At 32.2% G+C, this 17,467-nt stretch carries 16 protein-coding genes; 2 read left to right on the top strand and 14 right to left on the bottom strand.

What is annotated here, in order from left to right; all coding sequences use genetic code 11:
- Positions 1-333: 333 nt before the first annotated feature.
- From EIG86_RS10125 to EIG86_RS10110, 4 genes are all read right to left on the bottom strand, one after another.
- Positions 334-1,512: a hypothetical protein gene (locus EIG86_RS10125; protein ID WP_127846055.1), complete on the bottom strand. Its 1,179-nt coding sequence runs from the start codon at positions 1,510-1,512 to the stop codon at positions 334-336.
- Between the two features lie 107 nt (positions 1,513-1,619).
- A complete protein-coding gene (locus tag EIG86_RS10120; protein ID WP_127846054.1) occupies positions 1,620-2,312 on the bottom strand; it encodes a class I SAM-dependent methyltransferase in 693 nt (230 codons plus the stop codon).
- A 95-nt stretch (positions 2,313-2,407) separates the two neighbouring features.
- Positions 2,408-2,932, bottom strand: coding sequence for an acyltransferase (locus EIG86_RS10115; protein WP_127846053.1), 525 nt, complete (start codon positions 2,930-2,932; stop codon positions 2,408-2,410).
- Positions 2,925-4,163, bottom strand: coding sequence for an O-antigen ligase family protein (locus tag EIG86_RS10110; RefSeq protein ID WP_127846052.1), 1,239 nt, complete (start codon positions 4,161-4,163; stop codon positions 2,925-2,927). The genes EIG86_RS10115 and EIG86_RS10110 overlap by 8 nt, the downstream gene beginning before the upstream one ends.
- Before the next feature lie 347 nt (positions 4,164-4,510).
- Here EIG86_RS10110 and EIG86_RS10105 point away from each other — a divergent pair, with 347 nt between their 5' ends.
- Positions 4,511-5,584 carry a glycosyltransferase family 4 protein gene (locus EIG86_RS10105; protein WP_127846051.1) on the top strand — a complete coding sequence of 358 codons (1,074 nt, stop codon included), beginning with the start codon at positions 4,511-4,513 and terminating at the stop codon, positions 5,582-5,584.
- Positions 5,585-5,687: 103 nt separating this feature from the next.
- On the opposite strand, the gene EIG86_RS10100 is transcribed toward EIG86_RS10105, so the two are convergent.
- From EIG86_RS10100 to EIG86_RS10060, 9 genes are all read right to left on the bottom strand, one after another.
- Positions 5,688-6,911 carry an oligosaccharide repeat unit polymerase gene (locus tag EIG86_RS10100; RefSeq protein WP_127846050.1) on the bottom strand — a complete coding sequence of 408 codons (1,224 nt, stop codon included), beginning with the start codon at positions 6,909-6,911 and terminating at the stop codon, positions 5,688-5,690.
- 6 nt (positions 6,912-6,917) lie between these two features.
- Positions 6,918-8,654 (bottom strand): asparagine synthase-related protein, encoded by a 1,737-nt coding sequence (locus EIG86_RS10095; RefSeq protein ID WP_127846049.1) that lies wholly within the window; start codon positions 8,652-8,654, stop codon positions 6,918-6,920.
- Positions 8,655-8,666: 12 nt separating this feature from the next.
- Positions 8,667-10,001 carry a flippase gene (locus EIG86_RS10090; RefSeq protein WP_127846048.1) on the bottom strand — a complete coding sequence of 445 codons (1,335 nt, stop codon included), beginning with the start codon at positions 9,999-10,001 and terminating at the stop codon, positions 8,667-8,669.
- Positions 9,998-10,246: a hypothetical protein gene (locus tag EIG86_RS10085; protein ID WP_127846047.1), complete on the bottom strand. Its 249-nt coding sequence runs from the start codon at positions 10,244-10,246 to the stop codon at positions 9,998-10,000. The genes EIG86_RS10090 and EIG86_RS10085 overlap by 4 nt, the downstream gene beginning before the upstream one ends.
- 34 nt (positions 10,247-10,280) lie before the next feature.
- Complete coding sequence (locus tag EIG86_RS10080) at positions 10,281-11,255, bottom strand: hypothetical protein (RefSeq protein WP_127846046.1); 975 nt, start codon at positions 11,253-11,255, stop codon at positions 10,281-10,283.
- A gap of 141 nt (positions 11,256-11,396) precedes the next feature.
- On the bottom strand, positions 11,397-13,298 hold the full coding sequence (locus tag EIG86_RS10075) for an amidophosphoribosyltransferase (protein WP_127846045.1): 1,902 nt from the start codon (positions 13,296-13,298) through the stop codon (positions 11,397-11,399).
- 45 nt (positions 13,299-13,343) lie between these two features.
- On the bottom strand, positions 13,344-14,267 hold the full coding sequence (locus EIG86_RS10070; RefSeq protein WP_127846044.1) for a PfkB family carbohydrate kinase: 924 nt from the start codon (positions 14,265-14,267) through the stop codon (positions 13,344-13,346).
- A gap of 149 nt (positions 14,268-14,416) precedes the next feature.
- A complete protein-coding gene (locus tag EIG86_RS10065; RefSeq protein ID WP_240032201.1) occupies positions 14,417-14,707 on the bottom strand; it encodes a hypothetical protein in 291 nt (96 codons plus the stop codon).
- Between the two features lie 50 nt (positions 14,708-14,757).
- Entirely contained in the window at positions 14,758-15,207 is a 450-nt protein-coding gene (locus EIG86_RS10060) for a nucleoside deaminase (RefSeq protein WP_127846043.1), read from the bottom strand.
- A gap of 37 nt (positions 15,208-15,244) precedes the next feature.
- Here EIG86_RS10060 and dxs point away from each other — a divergent pair, with 37 nt between their 5' ends.
- The gene (gene dxs / locus EIG86_RS10055; RefSeq protein ID WP_127846042.1) at positions 15,245-17,020 is read left to right on the top strand and encodes a 1-deoxy-D-xylulose-5-phosphate synthase; all 1,776 of its coding nucleotides are present in this window, start codon (positions 15,245-15,247) and stop codon (positions 17,018-17,020) included.
- Here the strand turns inward: dxs and EIG86_RS10050 are convergent.
- Complete coding sequence (locus tag EIG86_RS10050) at positions 17,012-17,464, bottom strand: DUF1801 domain-containing protein (RefSeq protein ID WP_127846041.1); 453 nt, start codon at positions 17,462-17,464, stop codon at positions 17,012-17,014. The two genes, dxs and EIG86_RS10050, sit on opposite strands and share 9 nt — an antisense overlap.
- Positions 17,465-17,467: the final 3 nt, after the last annotated feature.

Here is a 17,467-nt window from a genome sequence, read left to right as displayed (position 1 = left end):
AAATAGATTTTGCTAATTGAAAACGTATTATTAATTAGAATATTGACATCAATTATAGATGAACTTAAATTGTTCTAAAATTAATATGACTTGCAAATAAAGAAAAATTATCCCTTTTAAGTTGTCTTGGTTAAGAAAAACACTTTTTAATGTGAATTTTTCGTTCATTAGGAAAATAATTAAACACTTGTATTTTTCAACTTATAGTATAAAAACTGGAAAACAATGCTTTAATTTATTGCTCATCAAGAAATGACTTTAAAAAACTATTATTAAGTGATAAATATATTAATAATCAAGACTTTTCTTCAAAAACTTAAAATGTTATATCCATCAAGTCTGGTCTAATATTTCAGGATTTTTTTGCCACTTTATAAGCAAAACAGACATTGGCGCAAAGAAAAGCGTAATATTTGTATTGTAAAAAAACTGTCCTGAGAGAGCAGAAACGGTAAGCAAGCCTATAATTAAAATACTATATTGGCTAAGGTAAAATTTGAAAATAATTTTATAATAAAGCCATAAATAAATTATTGATCCTACAATACCGAAAAAAATAAATAAGTCTACAAAGTCAAATTCAACATTAAGGTAATATCCTGTTTTACCACCAAAAAGATAGTTGAGCCAAGACCATTCCTGACTGTAAATTTCAACAGCTTCCATAAATTTTCTGCTGCGAAAAGAAGTGAGTGCGGAAATAACACCTTCATTTTCGTAGAGTTTATAGAACACGTTGTAAGTATTTTGCAAGGTGGATTTCATAAACACAAATACCGAAATGATAATCGAAAACATTGAAACTAAGCCAACAATAAGCTGTGTTCTGTTCAATTTAAAATCTTTACTCAAAAATTTATAAACAAAGAAAAAAACTAAAAACAACAAACTGGCTTTGGTGCCAGAAATCAATGTGCAAAGCACACAAAGCAAAAGATAAACATAGCTGTATTTAAATTTTTTCTTGAAAATTTCAAAAAATAAAAAAGCCATAATCAAAAAATAGGTGGTCACAGAGGGTTTTGACAACACACCACCGTATCCAAATCGGTTGGAACCGTAAGTTCTAAACTCTGGAATGTCGAATATAAAGCCAAGAATAATACTTGCGAACACAAACAGAAAAATGAACTTGAGCGCCAAAAACATTGAAGCTAAACTGTCTTCTTTCGCCAGTTTTTTGAAACCAAAAAAAAGTATAAAAATGTAAATATACTTGATGAACATTCCAAGATTCTTCAGTGCGTCAATTTCAAATTGAACCAAAGAAAACTGACCAATCAAAAAACAAATTCCTAGTAAAATTATCCACAAATAGGTTTTGATTTCTTTTCTAAAAGTCAGTACAAAAAAACTTGCTAACAATAGAGATTTTACATAAAACGCCCAAGGTCTGAACGCAGAATGATAATACACTAACTGCGTATTGACTACGACAACCAGAAAAACTGCAACCAAAATAATGGCAGGTAAATATCTTTTAAGGTCGAGGATTTTGATTTTTCGAGTCAAAACAATGTTTTAAGTTCAAAATGAAAAAATTGGCTTTTTTTATGTGCATTAATGAATTTCGAAAATACTCTTATTTTGTATTTTAATTAAAAATTGGTTTTACTTTTTCAAAGTTTTGATCTGGCAATAAAACTTTTAGGTAAAAAAAAGAAACGCTCTGTGATTAATTCAGATTCATCATATAAAAATTTGAATTCTTTGTAAGATAGCATTCGGCTTTCTTCAAAATTAGCAGTTGCCCTATCAAAACTTCTTTTTTTGAAAATCATCAAAGTCTTTGTGTGAATTGGTCTAGGGAAAAAATGAACTAATGGTAACAAATAATGCGGTTCAATGGGAAACCAATAATTAGGCGTTTGCACAAAATAATAATTCCCAATGCGTTGACATTCTTTAGCGAATTTTTTAATATTTTGCCAATCTCCAACGTGTTCAATAACCGAGTTACTATGGGTTAAATGAAAAGAATTATCTTCTTTATGTGACATATCACAACCATTACCAACTTCTGAAATAAATTTCAAATTCGAATGGTCTAATAACTTTTGATAGTTTTCATCTTCAGATCGAATTGCCTTTTCTACGTTCACTAAAGTTATTTCAAAATTAACTTCTTTGAAATCCGAAAACGGAAAAACTAACCAATATCTATAAGTCCCGCCTAAATCACATATTTTTATGCTTTTAAGATTCTCCCGTTCAATAATTTGGTTCACAAAGTTGATTAAATGTTTTACTCTTTTCTTACGGATTTTTGAACGCAAAGAATTTGGGTTTGTAAGATCTTGGTGTTTACTCATTAGAAATTATTTTAAAAAACACGGATTTGAAATTATTGATTTTATATTTATTTAGCAGGCCAAATTCAACTCAAAATATGAAAGGCGATTTAAACTTATTTCTTTGTTTCTGTTCTATATTTAATCACTTTGGCTGGGACACCACCAATGATTGCCCATTCAGGAATGTCCTTTGTTACCACAGAGCCAGCAGCTATAATTACGTGGTCACCTATATTACATCCAGCAGTTATGATCACATTCGCACCAATCCAAACATCATCACCAATTTTAGTTTTATAATAACTTTTGCCTTGCTGTTGAATTGGTATATCTAGTCTGTCGTATTTATGATTTCTAGAATAAATTTTAATATCAGGTCCCATGATGACATTATTGCCTATTTCAACATTTGCTTGGATTACAGAATTTGAACCTAATTCTGAGTCACTTCCTATTGTGGAATTCAAAGAGATTTCAGCTCCTTTTTTAACTCTCAGGTTTTTTCCACATTCTTCTAAATAGTGGGTTACAAGCCAACGCCTAATGTTTGGAAAGAATAAACTATATGGTCTAAAATCCTCTGGTGTATTTTTAAAAAATAACACATATATTAAGAACAAAAATTTTCTTTTAAGCATATTTTGTTTTTAAGAGAAAGTTTGCATTCAATAATACCAATATATTTATTCCCATGTTACTGTCTATAAAGTTTTCAACTGAAAATATTGCAAGCATCAATATTAAGAAAGATATATAAACAATGTCTTTGTGATTAAAAGCCATATACGAATTTCCGATAAAAAAGGCCATCATGAAAAAGAAGCCAAACAATCCAAACCTAATTAAGTAACTTAACATTTGGTTATGAGCATTATAGCCTTGTGAAACTGAACGCGACATTTCATTTTTTTTAAACGCTTTTAATAAAACTTCTTTTTCCACTCCAGTACCGTAACCTATTAGAGGTTTTTCAGTGAAAAGCTCCCAACCAACAATCCATCTTGACATTCTGGAGTCCGAAGTTATACTTTCAGCTGTATTTGGCGTTCCTACATTATTTTTCAAATCCCAAACTGTTCCATTTATAGCTTTATTGAAAATGTATGTCTTTTCAATAAAGGGGAAAACAATAATTAAACCTACAACTAATAATGCTAATGACAAGAAAAAAGTTTTAAGCGGTAATTTAGTCAAAGAAAATAGAATAAAAATAACGAATAACGAGAAAAATATAATCCTAGAATTCATGAAAACAATGCTAGAAATATAAATAAGAACAATAATTACTTTAAAAGCTTTATGGACTTTTAACTCGGAGAATAACAAAAAACTCAGCGCAGTTACAAAATAAGATCCTACATAAATGGGATGTAGTCTATCTCCAATTGGTTCTAAAAAATTAAATCCTGTAATATGACTGCTAAATAATTTGACGATTGGGAGATCTCTTACTAAAAAAAAATCATAGAAAGTATAGCTCAACAAAAATATTCCACTTAAGAAACAACCAGCTATTAGGCTATTTTTCAAAATTGTTTCAAAATATAATTCTGAAAGATCTTTTCTAAATAGCAAAATAGGAAGTAGAAGCAAGAAAATATATTTAAAGATTTCATCAAATGCTTCACCTGGTAACGAAGAGTAAATAGATCCTAATAATACTGGAACGATGAGGGTGAAAGTTGAAAGATAAAAAAACTTCTTTAGGTTGCTCTTATTAAAATCAGCACCGTACATTATGAAGGAAAAAATACTGGTGACTATAAGCCCAATTATACCAATATTGCTAATAGATGTTTTTATAGGCAGAAAAAAAACTGCAATAAATAAAAACAATCTTGTTACAATTGTCAGTGTTCGTGCTTTCATTTTGTTTATGCTTTAAAAACTCACGGCTAAGCTACTATTTTAAATAAAAAAAATGCCGATTTTAATTCGCTATGCGAATTTAGAAAAGTAAAAAACTTCGATATATTTAGCGAAAAATTTTACAGAATATTGTTCATTATTGAAAAAGTAACACCAAATAGTCATTAAATCATTTCGATTAGCACAAAAAATTCTAAAAACTAAATATTCCTAAAGTGAATGCATAAACTCTAATAAATCTGAAACACGCCAATAAATGTCTTTAATTAAAATGTACTTTTGACAAAAGTAAACTTTAAAACCTAACGTCTAATGGTTTTAATAGCAATCAATTTATAATTTATCCAATGAAAATATTCTTGATATCTAATATGTATCCATCAAAAAACGATGGCTTATTTGGCGTATTTGTCAAAAACTTTAAGGAAGAATTTGAATCACAAGGAATTAAATTTACTGCTAAATCTGTTATTAAAGGGAAATCCTATTCTGCCCCAAAAAAACTTTTCAGGTATCTAATCCATTATTTATCAATTTTAAAAAACTATACTTTTTGTCGCTATGATTTTATTTATCTTCATTATCTAACCCATCATTTGCCTATATTATTAGTATTACTACCTTTTAAAAATAAACCATGGGTAATAAATGCACATGGCAATGATTTTAGCTATTTAGAACGAAAAAAGTTCTATAAAAGCATAGCTTCAAAAATTCTAAAAAGAATTGAACTAATCGTTGTGCCATCATCTTACCTAAAGTATGAAATTTTAAAAAATTACCCTTTTTTATCAGAAAAAGATATTTTCGTTTCTCCATCTGGTGGCATTGATCCAGCTCTTTTTTATAAAGAAAAAAATAAACCCCAAAATTCAACATTAAACTTAGGTTTCGTTTCTCGATTAATAGAAGAAAAAGGTTGGAAAACTTTTTTGAAAGCTTTAGTAATGCTACAAAATGAAGGAATTCCTTTTACAGCTACTATTGCTGGAAAAGGACCAGACGAAGAAAAAATTAAAACTTTTATTAAAGAACATGATTTATCTAATGTAAATTTTATTGGATTTGTAAAACAAAATGAATTAGTTCATTTATATAATCAATTTGACATCTACATATTTCCGACTTATCATGATAGCTTAGGCTTGACTGGTGTGGAAGCTATGGCTTGTGGTACACCTGTAATAGCTTCTAATATTGAAGGACCATCAACTTATGTACAACATGAAGTCAATGGTTTTTTATTTGAAAGTAAAAATAGTCAAGCGCTTTTTGAGTGTATAAATTCTTTTTTGAAAATGAATTCTTCAAGTAAAGAAGCGATGAGACAAGAGGCTTTAAAACACGCACAAAATTATAAAAAGGATTTAGTTGCAAAAAGATTAATCAGTCGATTGAATAGCCTCTTAAATCCCAAGTGATTTTAATGTGCTTTTTGGTTTTCTAGAATAAATACATTATTTATTTCGTATATAATTCACAAGTTTTTTAATCTGAAAAACTGGATAGAAATTAATGAATTTTCTAAATACTTATCTTCTTATAATTAATGTTATAAACGATAAACTTCAAAAAGAAAAGCGAAGCAATAATAATTAAAAAAGGAACATCTATATATCCAGTATGGATGCATTTTAACAAAGAAACACCAACGATTCCGTATAGAGCAACAGTGAAGGGATTTTTTCTTTTTCTAACGTATTTACGCAAAATCTCCATTAAAAGCGCAGCCATAAAAAAACCAATTGCGACAAAAACATAACCACCATCTACGAACAAAGCACCTTGAAGCGTCGGGGTTATACTCCAAGGCACGCCATCTGGTCTGCTCCTTGCACCTGTAATATCGCCTATTATATTTCTAGCTGCCCATTGTGTTCCTGGCAGTAAGGTTTTTATATTGGCAAATGCAAGTCCCAAATACATAGGGTCACCTTCTTTTTCTTCAATCAAAGTGCTAACTATTTGTTGATCGTATCTAAACAACGATAATGTTGGAACAAAAGGCTCTAAATATGTATTTTCTTCAAGATATTTATCATCAATATTTTTATAATACCTACCAAGGTCGTATTTCCTGCTTACCCTAAAAGAAGCAATAGAAGACATTAAGGCTAATAGTAGAAGTGCACTAACAAGTATTTTGAAAGAAAAAACTCTTTTTAAATTATTTTGATAATCATTTCTAATCGTATAAAAAATTACAAAAAAACCACCTAAAAGACTGATTAAGGGTGATCGAAATCCTAGAGACAAGAATAAAATAGATTGAAAAGCCAAAAACACAAAATACTTTGCCTTGAGTTTTTTGTTTTCTAGAAGTATGCAGCTGTAATAAGTTAACGTGATTACAATGGACATATAAACAAATAAGTTTGTAATTACTGTTGGTCCAAATCTATCGTCCTCTGAAAAAATAATAATCTGTCCATTTCTAACATTGGTATAAATTATAGAAAAGACAGTTATTAAATTGATTGCGTAAAAAAGAATTCTAACAAGTTTATGTTTATCAAACTTAATGTCTCTCTCTGAAATTTTAAATTTTATGATTCTAAAAAAAAATGCTGGTAATGCAAAAGATACTAAGGCTATCAAAAATAAATAGATCACTTTGACGTTCTCCAATTTATTATTATAAAGCGGTAAATCAATAATACCTACGAGATTAATAAATAAAAAAACAGCGATAAACGACCTGACAATAGGAAAGGGTGAAATCGAGATTTTACTTTTTTCGTAAGACATTTATTTTTATATTTTAAAATGAAGCTTAATTGCTAATAAAACTGTAATCACAGCAAACCTATTGCGGTATTCAAAAATATCCTTTTCATAAATTGAAACTAAGTCTTTTTTAAGTTCTTTATCTTGGATTAAGTCAATATTTTCGTTAAATATCTGATTAAATTTTTCTAGCAACTTTGGATTAGCTTGAAACCAATTTGTTATTGGATTCATACTATCATATCGTAATCCAAAGTATTTTTTTCCTCCATTGACATATTTTTTAATCAATCTGCCATAATTGATATTAAAATCCGAGTTTGGTTTAAGGCCTATTTTTTCCCATTTATAATTCAGAGTTTTCGGATGCTTTACTTTCAACCAATCAAAATATATCTTTTGGTTGATTTTAAAACTGTTAGGTATTGTTAGGCAATAATCTAACAATTCAGTATTATAAAATGGAGAGACTTGATCAATAAAGTTATTAAATACATTATCTCCCATTAAAGTACCATTAATCTGCCGTTGTTCAAAACCGAAGACCTCATAGTCTGAATTATTGTATTTGCTTGTAAGTTCATCTAGAAAATCCATTTTTTCTAGCATTTCCTTATTCTTCACAAAACCGGTCAATCCAATCTTATCTTTATTATTCTTAAAGTCATAATTAGGTCTCAAAAATGATCCAAATAAGACGTCGCCTATTTGTCCTGAGTGAAGTAAGCCATAATTTTGTTTTTCTATTCTGCTCAACGCATTATAAATAATTGCATTTGCCGTAAAATGCGTCAAACCATCTGTAGCCTTAACATAATTGTTCAGTATATTCTCAATAAGAAAATCTCCTTTTTGAAGATTAAACTGTATGTGAGAATAGAAATTATCTTGAGCGATTTCTTTGGCGAATTTTACATCGCTAGAATTTGGATTACCATAGGTGAATGCATTGATTTTATTAAAGCCAAGTTCTTTCGCAACGATAGTGTTAACCCTAGAATCCATACCTCCGCTCAACAAGCTTAAATGTTCTTGATATGAGTTATCTCTATCTTTTTGCCATTCTTGTCTGATTGATTTAGTCATCAATGTTTCTATAGATTCGACAACCTCTTCTTTAGATTGTGAGCGCTCGTTTTTAGAAATTTTATAATATTGCTGGGTTGTCATAGTACTTCCACGACATTCAAATGTCAGTACAGTTCCATAATTTATTTTTTTTATTTCTTTAACCAGCGTGAAGTTATTATACATTTGGCCATAAAGAGCTAATGAATAAATTCCATCATAATCATAACTGATAGGTATATTATGATCTCTTAAAAGCTTAGAAAGTACATGCAATTCAGAAGAAAAAGCAAAACCAATATTTTTATCATAATAATAATAAATATTTTTAGTTGATAAACTATCGGTAAAAAGAGTAAGCTCTTCATCGTTTTTTGAAAAAATAAATCCAGAAAATGTGCCTTCCAAACTCTTAACAAAATTGCTGCCTTGTTCTTTATAAGCATCAATAATTTTCTGAGGTGTATTAATTTTAGAATAATTAATTCCCTCGAGGCAAACTATATAAAAATCATTTTCATAGAGAAAACGATCATCATTAAATTTATTTATGACTGATCTACCAAAGTAATTTTGCTTATACTTTAATTCTTCATTTATAGTATCCTTAAACCTGAATCTATAAAAATTCTTATACAAGTTAAGCTCACTTTCATGGTTTAAACCATTCAACAAAATTCCGTAAATTCCTGCCATTTGCTTATTTATCTAAGTCTTATTATTTCCTTTTGAAAATTTTTGAAAGGGATTGAAATATGAAACTATACCCATTTTTCGTTTCAAGTAAATAGAGCAGCCAATACTCCAAAATGATATACTTGAAACCGTTGCTATCGCCGAACCAATACCACCGTAAATCGGTGTCAAAATAAAGGTAGCCACTACATTGATGATAAGTGCGGTTAATACAAAATTCTGAAAAACTTTCTGTTTACCTATCATCTGCAAAATAACAGCAACCGAACCTGAAAAGGAATTGACAATTTGTCCAAAACAAAAAATAAATAAAATAGTGGTACCCGCAACAAATTCATCTCCAAACATACCCAACAAAAACTGACTCGCAAATATAATTACCAACACTACACCTGAACTGATAAAAAAATTAAGTTTAGTCGAAAATGCAATCAACTTCTTATAATTTTTCTCATCGCCTTTCCAGTAATTCTGTGCAATTTTAGGTGCTAAAATAGAATTGATTGCTTCTAATGAAAAACTGGTTAGCGTGGCTACTTTTAGAGCTACATTATAAACTCCAATTTCGGAGTCGGTCACGTAAATTCCCATCACTATTGTGTCCATCCAACCCAACAAAATCAGAATCGATGAGGACAACATCATTGGCAAGGCGCTTTTTAGAAAACGCCATGAATTGACTGTACTTTTCAATTGAAGTGATTTGATTTGAAATGACACCACCAAAAAGCTAAGCAATGCGCTAATCAGCACGCCAAAAAAGTGAGCTTGTACTGTGATTAAAGGATCTTCTGTAAAAAAATATAAAATTAATATGGCAAGCAAAGCAAACACAAACCGCCCTGGATTATTGAAAAATGCAAAGGCTTTGGTTTTTTTCTTAGCGCGTAAATATCCATTGCAAATATTATTAGCGGACCAAAATGGGATGGCTGCCAAGACCCAAGGCAAATAGGGCAAAAGTTGTGGTTTAGGCTCCTCAAAAACATGCAATACAAGCTCATTTCTGAAGTAATAAATCCCAAGTGCGATCAAGCTGCTGAGTGCAAAAGATTTTATTATAGATTTATAAAATATACCAGACTGCTTGTCATTGTCATCGTCCGAAAAAAATTGTAGGATATTGATATCCAAACCCATCTTACCAACTACGCTAGAAATTAGAAAAATAGAAAAACCCAAAGCCACCAATCCATAAATATTGGCGCCAAACTTCAACGTGATGAACATCGTAAACAAGTAGCCTGCGATTGTACCACCAAGTCTAAACACCAAAAAAGAAAATCCTTTGGTAAGGATTTCTTTAAAATCGGAGTCGTTAATAATATTTTGAAGTTTTGCTTTCAAATTGGTATTTCGATTATTCTACAATTGTTGAGGTAAGATAATTTAGGTTTTGGTTGAATTTCATTAAAATCATAATCTGGTTTTATTTCAAAAAAATCTAACACTTGATTCAGCATTTTTTGATGTTGAGCCGAGATGCAAACCTTCATTACAAAGTGATTTTTTCGCCCTCTTAAAACCTCAATGAGTGCCAATATTTTGATGTCTTCTGGTTTTTTACCAAATACGTTTAGGGCTTTATTCATCAAATAATGATTTCTGAGTTTTGATGAAATATTTTTAATTATTTCGGGTAAATTTCAATGCTTTCCTAGACAAATATCTGAAGAAAAATATCAAGCAGTAAAGCAGAACTAAAACTACAGACAGAAGTTTATAAGAACGGTTGTATTCTTTATCTGAAATTTGGTAAGACGCGTCTATAATTTTAAGGACTTCGTCTTCAGTCGCAATCGATTTTAAAACCTTAACATCATCAGCTAATAAGCGTTTTTTATGAATGAGTAATTCATGCAAACTTTGCGCTCCATTGAAGCTTATTTCAGAAGTCGTTATTTTTGGTGAATTCTCAGACTGGCTATTTTCAACGATGGAATCTATTTGCTGACGCATCTGCGCATTTTCTTTCAACTGTTTTTGAAGATCGGCAAACAGGAGTTCTTTTAAATTTTCATAATATTCGTTTTGTGATACGAATGCCAAGAACTTGTTGGTCAATTGCTGGTGATTTTCCTTACCTTTTACAATCACTTTGATTTTGTGAACAGGATAATTTCTTATGTTCACTGGTTTTTCTAAAAACTCTAGATTGCCTTCTTCTTTAAAAAGCATTTGGAATGTTTGCTTGTGGTCTTCAGATTGAGAGACCAAATCGTAAATATCCAATACCGGTTCAACTTCTATACTAGAGACTAAGTTAAAGTTGTCACCAAAAATATTTTTTAAATAAATGCTGTCATTGCTCGAAAGTTTATTGTCAACTGCATCAACTTTGCTATACAAATATTCTGTGCTTTTATAATTCGGCTTTACTAAAACCTCGTTGACGTATTTTTTTTCTTTAATTGAATTTAAAAAATATCCACCAACGTAACCGATAATAAATAAGGCAACTAAAATGAATTTGTGTTTATATAAAAATCTAAAAGCCTTGATAATTTCTATCAAAATCGACTTAAATAAAGATTTAATTTTATGCAGAACTTCGCCAAGTTCTATTTCTTCTGGATTTTTTCTTGTTGAATCTTGTGACATTTCTTAAGTTTTAAAAAGCGCTAAATTAACATATTTTTTAGAACGTAAGCACTCTATTGACAAGTAGGAATAATGAGCAAAACGTTGCGTCTTTTTATGTTAAAAAATGCTAGAATATAAAAATAAAAACTATAAATTTAATTAATAAGCACGGTCGTTTTTACCTTCATAAAAGTTCATAAACGCCTTGTTTACCACTTTATTACCTCCAAGTGTTGGATAATCTCCGGTAAAGTACCAATCGCCAAGATTTTTAGGACAAGCTTCATGAAGTTTTTCCACAGTTTGGTAAATCACTTTGACCTCAGCATTTATACTTTCTTCACTAAGCAACAGGGCAATTCTATCGGAAATTTCTTCATAAGAAAAAGGCTCGTACATCGCCTTTACATAATTTTCTTCGGTTTCTGAAGCAAACACAGGTTGATTTTGGCATTTTTTGTAAATAGACTCCACTACCTCATCATAAATACCTCGCTCTTTCAATAAAGATACTGCGGCTTGAAAAGCTACAAAATCCTCTAATTTTGCCATGTCAATGCCGTAACAATCCGGATAGCGAATTTGTGGTGCAGAAGACACAATAATGATTTTTTTCGGGTTCAAGCGGTCCAACATTTTCAAAATACTTTTTTTCAAAGTTGTACCTCGTACAATGCTATCATCAATCACAACTAAATTATCCGTAGGCTTTACAACACCATAAGTCACATCGTAAACGTGAGCAACCAAGTCGTCGCGACTACTGTCTTCAGTAATGAAAGTCCTGAGCTTGGCGTCTTTCACAGCAATTTTTTCTGTCCGAAGCCTCAGATTCAAAATTTCAGAAAGTCGTTCGTCAGTTAAATTTTCTTTTTCTTTTAGAATGGCTTGGTTTTTCTGTCTGTTCAGCTCATCTTGAGCAGCCTCAACCATTCCATAAAACGAAGTTTCTGCAGTATTTGGAATGTATGAAAATACAGAATTCATAGTATCGAAATCTATGGCGTCCAAAACTTCTGGCATTAATAATCGACCAAGGTTTTTGCGTTCTGTATAAATTTCAGCATCACTGCCTCTGGAAAAATAAATTCTTTCAAAAGAACATGCTTTACGTTCTTTTGGCTCCAATATTTTTTTGAAACTTACCGAACCATCTTTTTTGGTAATTATAGCGTGTCCAGGATCTAATTCATGAACATCTTCATATTTCGCATTGAAAGCGGTTTGAATCACAGGACGTTCGGAAGCGACTACAACCACTTCATCATCCTTATAATAATAGGCAGGTCTAATTCCATTTGGATCGCGCATGACGAAAGAATCGCCATGACCAAGCATGCCAGCCAAAACATAACCGCCGTCCCAATCTTTTGAAGATTTTCTCAGAATTTTATGAATCTTCAACTGTTCGATAATGTGTGGTGAGGCTTCTTTTTTATTGAAACCTTCAGATTTTAATTTTTTATAAAGTTTTCTAACTTCAGAGTCCAAAAAATGTCCGATTTTTTCCATCACAGTAATGGTATCGGCTTTTTCTTTTGGATGCTGGCCAATGTCAATAAGTTTTTGGAATAATTCATTGACATTTGTCATATTGAAATTCCCAGCAACAATTAGATTTCGATGCATCCAGTTATTTTGTCGAAGAAATGGATGTACACTTTCAAGACTGTTTTTGCCATAGGTGCCATAGCGTACGTGTCCTAAAAAAACTTCGCCAATATATGGCAGATTCTTTTTTTGAAGCTCTACATTATCCTGAAGTTCTGGATTTGCTTCTATTTCAGCGTTTATTCTATGATTGATTTGCGCAAAAATATCTTGTATAGGTTGGGCTTCATTTGAACGCACACGACTGATGTAGCGATTACCTGGTTCGACGTCCAGTTTTACACTTGCAATTCCAGCGCCATCTTGACCGCGATTGTGTTGCTTTTCCATCATCAAATACATTTTGTTGATGCCGTAGAAAGCTGTGCCGTATTTTTCTTTATAATAAGACAATGGTTTCAGCAATCTTAAGGTTGCGATACCACATTCGTGTTTTATTAATTCACTCATTCTATTTCTAATAAAAAAGCCCTGAAATTTCAGGGCGTTATTTGTCTATGCTAAATTGATTTCAAACTGGGTTAATGCTTGAAAATTTTTCAAGCGTCTTTCCAATTCGCCTTGCTCGAGTTCTAGCATTCGTTCTGTGCCAAATTTTTCGACACAAAAGGACGCTAAATTTGATCCGTAAATGACTGCATTTTTCATATTTCCGAAAGAAACATCTTTGGTTTTTGCTAAATAACCAGCAAATCCGCCGGCAAATGTGTCTCCGGCTCCTGTTGGGTCAAAGACTTCTTCCAGAGGTAAAGCTGGTGCGAAAAACATTTCTTCGTTATGAAACAATAGTGCGCCGTGTTCACCTTTTTTAATAACAACATAATCTGGCCCCATGTCTCTGATTTTTCTTGCTGCTTTTACCAAAGAATATTCGCCTGACAATTGTCTGGCTTCTTCATCATTTATTGTAATCACATCTACTCTGGCAATGACTTTTTTCAAGAGTTCTAGTTCAGAATCCATCCAAAAATTCATAGTATCCAAGACAATAAGTTGTGGATTATTCACTTGATCAATCACACTCATTTGTACAGCTGGGTGCAAATTGCCAAGCATTACGATTTCAGAATTTTTATAAGCTTCTGGAACATTTGGACTGAAATCTGCTAGAACATTGAGTTGGGTGTCCAAAGTATCACGCGTATTCATATCGTTGTGATATTTACCGCTCCAGAAGAAAGTATTTCCGCCTTTGACAACTTCTAAAGCATCTAAATTCACATTTCTATCTCTGAGTAAATCAAGGTATTTTTCTGGGAAATCTTCGCCAATAACAGATACTACTGAAGAATCTATACCAAAATGTGCTGCGCTTAAAGCAATATATGTTGCAGCGCCACCCAAAATTTTATCTGTTTTTCCAAAAGGAGTTTCAATAGCATCAAAGGCTACAGTTCCTACAATCAACAATTTACTCATTCTAGATTTTTTTTGCAAATATAGGCATTCTGTCATAAATTAGTTTACAATGAAGAAGTCATTGTGATTTTTTATAAATCGCCCTTTATTCATGTTTTGAAAACTAAAAAATTGAGTTCGGGAAATTAAAACGTTTCACCTATTTTCATTTAATTTCCGGCGAAGGGCGTTCCAAAAATTCCAACTGATAATTCAGCCCAAATCAAAAAGAAAAATATGATCAAACCTGAAATAAAAATCACTCGTGAGATTCTACTTTTGAATTTTAATAAAATAAATTCAAAAGCTAAACCAGCAGCCACTAGAAAATCAAACAAACTCCATTGAATTTCAGTTGTGAAATACATGCCTAAAAATGGAATCAATAACAAAGTCAAAACGCCGAGTGTAACACGTAAAACGCATCTTGATAAATAATTTAATGACAATTCAGCTTTCATGATTTTTGAAATAAGTTGTAAAATTTGATACTTTTTTGAAATAAATTCAACTATTTCAATTTTCGTTGATTTTGAAAGAATGTTTTAATCAACTCAGAAGCTTCGTCTGCATAAATTCCAAAATCAACTTTTGTTTTGGGGTGAAGTTGTGTTTTCATCGCACGATATCCGCGTTTTTCATCAGAAGCTGCAAAAACCAACCTTGAAATCTGACTCCAATACAAGGCGCCTGCACACATTTGGCAAGGTTCCAAAGTGACATACATCGTGCAGTTTTTCAAATATTTTCCGCCGATATAGCTCGCTGCTGCTGTTATGCTTTGCATTTCTGCGTGAGCAGTAACATCGGTGAGTTGTTCTGTAAGATTGTGACTTTTGGCAATAATCTGATTTTTATGAGTGATAATTGCACCCACCGGAATTTCTCCTTTATTCAAAGCCGAAATTGCTTCGGATAAAGCCTTTTTCATGAAATAATTGTCATCAAATGGATTCAGCATATTCAAAAATACAATTTCTTATCTGTAACTTTGTATCATGGAAATGAAATTGCTTTCAAAAATAAATTCACCTGAAGATCTTAGGCAATTAACAAATGAAGAATTAGTTGACTTAGCTTCTGAATTAAGACACTTCATTATCGATATTGTGTCCACCAAGGAAGGTCATTTGGGCGCTAGTCTGGGCGTTGTGGAACTGACGATTGCTTTGCATTATATTTTTCTAACACCAGAGGATCTTTTGGTTTGGGATGTTGGACATCAAGCTTACGGTCACAAAATTTTGACTGGAAGACAAAAACTTTTCCATACCAATCGCAGACTGAACGGCATCAGCGGTTTTCCCAAACTTAATGAAAGTCCTTACGACGCTTTTGGAACTGGTCATAGTTCTACTGCAATTTCTGCTGCGTTGGGCATGGCCATCGCTTCCAACCTAAAAGGTGATACTGAAAAGCAACACATCGCGGTCGTTGGAGATGCATCAATTGCTAGCGGAATGGCTTTTGAAGGATTGAATCACGCTGGGGTGACAAAAGCTAATATTTTAGTTATTCTAAACGATAATGCGATAGGAATTGACCCAAGTGTTGGCGCTTTGAAGAATTATTTAACCAAAGCGAAAATCGGCAGAAAACCTTTGCAAGACAACATCATTGAAGCGCTAAATTTCAATTATGAAGGTCCCATAGACGGTCATGATTTACCTCAACTTTTGAAAACTTTGGCGCGACTCAAAAAAGTAAAAGGCCCGAAATTTCTTCATATTATAACCAAAAAAGGTAAAGGCTTAAAACAAGCTGAAGAAGATCAGGTAAAATATCATGCGCCAGGTAAATTCAATAAAAATACGGGAGAAATTATACCCAAAGATGAACAAAATTTGCCACCAAAGTATCAAGATGTTTTTGGTCTCACGCTTTTGGAATTGGCAAAAACCAATCTGAAAATTATAGGCATTACACCAGCCATGCCAACCGGAAGTTCGCTAAAATATATGATGCAAGCTTTACCCGAACGTGCTTTCGATGTTGGGATTGCCGAACAACATGCGGTAACATTGGCAGCAGGCATGGCAACACAAGGCAATGTGGTCTTTTGCGCCATATATTCTACATTTCTACAACGCGCTTACGACCAATTGATTCACGATGTAGCTTTGCAAAATTTACCAGTTATTTTTTGCATTGATCGCGCTGGATTGGTTGGACAGGATGGGGCGACTCATCATGGTGTTTTCGATTTGGCATTTCTGCGTTGCATTCCCAATATGATTGTTGCTGCACCTGCCGATGAAGTTGAATTACGCCAAATGATTTACACAGCATCTTTAGGTTTGAATCAGCCGATTGCTATTCGTTATCCTAGAGGTCGTGGCCAAAATACAAATTGGCAACTTCCTTTTGAAAAAATTAAAATCGGTGAAGGCCGTTTGTTGAAATCTGGCGAAGATTTGGCGATTCTTAGTGTAGGAAGTATTGCTTCTGAAGTAAAAAAATGTATTAAAATGGCTGATCAAGAATTTGATTTAGCACATTATGATTTGCGTTTTGTCAAACCTTTGGATGAATCTTTACTTAAAGTAATTTTTGAAAAATTTGAAAACATCATTACTATTGAAGATGCTTCTGTAATTGGCGGTTTTGGCGATGCTGTGCTGGAATTTGCACAGCATCAAAATTTTAAAGGTCGAATTTTCAAACTTGGTATTCCAGATCAATTTATTGAACATGGTGAAACTCAAGAATTGTATGATTTAGCTGGAATTTCAGCTGGTAAAATCCTTAAAAAGGTAAAATCTACTTTACTTTAGCTGTCTTTCGTAAGTTTCAATCCAGTCTTCAGGCGTCATTTTTTGACAGAGTTCTGCAATTAATTCAAAAGGGATTTTCTTTGGATTTCTGAATCTGATGCAGCTTTTACCCATGTCGAGTTTCAGCTTGGAATATTTTGGAAATTCACTCACAAACCAATCCAGAAGTTCCTGGTTGGCGTAAATTCCCATGTGATAGAATCCGATGTGATTTTTTTGTGAGGCAATACTGATAAACGGCAAAGGTTCATCTGAATTGCAGTGATAACCTTTTGGGTACAAATCAAAAGGAACCACATAACCAATCATGCCGTAATTCATTTCTTCTGAAAATCCTTCAGGCAGATTTGCTTTGATTATTTCACGAAGTTTTGAAATTGCTTCTTGTCGGTCTTCCGGCAGTTGAGCGATATATTCTTTTGGTGATTTGGCTTCAATCTTCATAAA

Source organism: Psychroflexus aestuariivivens (genome assembly GCF_004010055.1).
GTDB classification, from domain to species: Bacteria; Bacteroidota; Bacteroidia; order Flavobacteriales; family Flavobacteriaceae; genus Psychroflexus; species Psychroflexus aestuariivivens.
The sequence above is the reverse complement of the archived record's forward strand: the minus strand, read 5'-3'. Positions and strand labels throughout refer to the sequence as shown.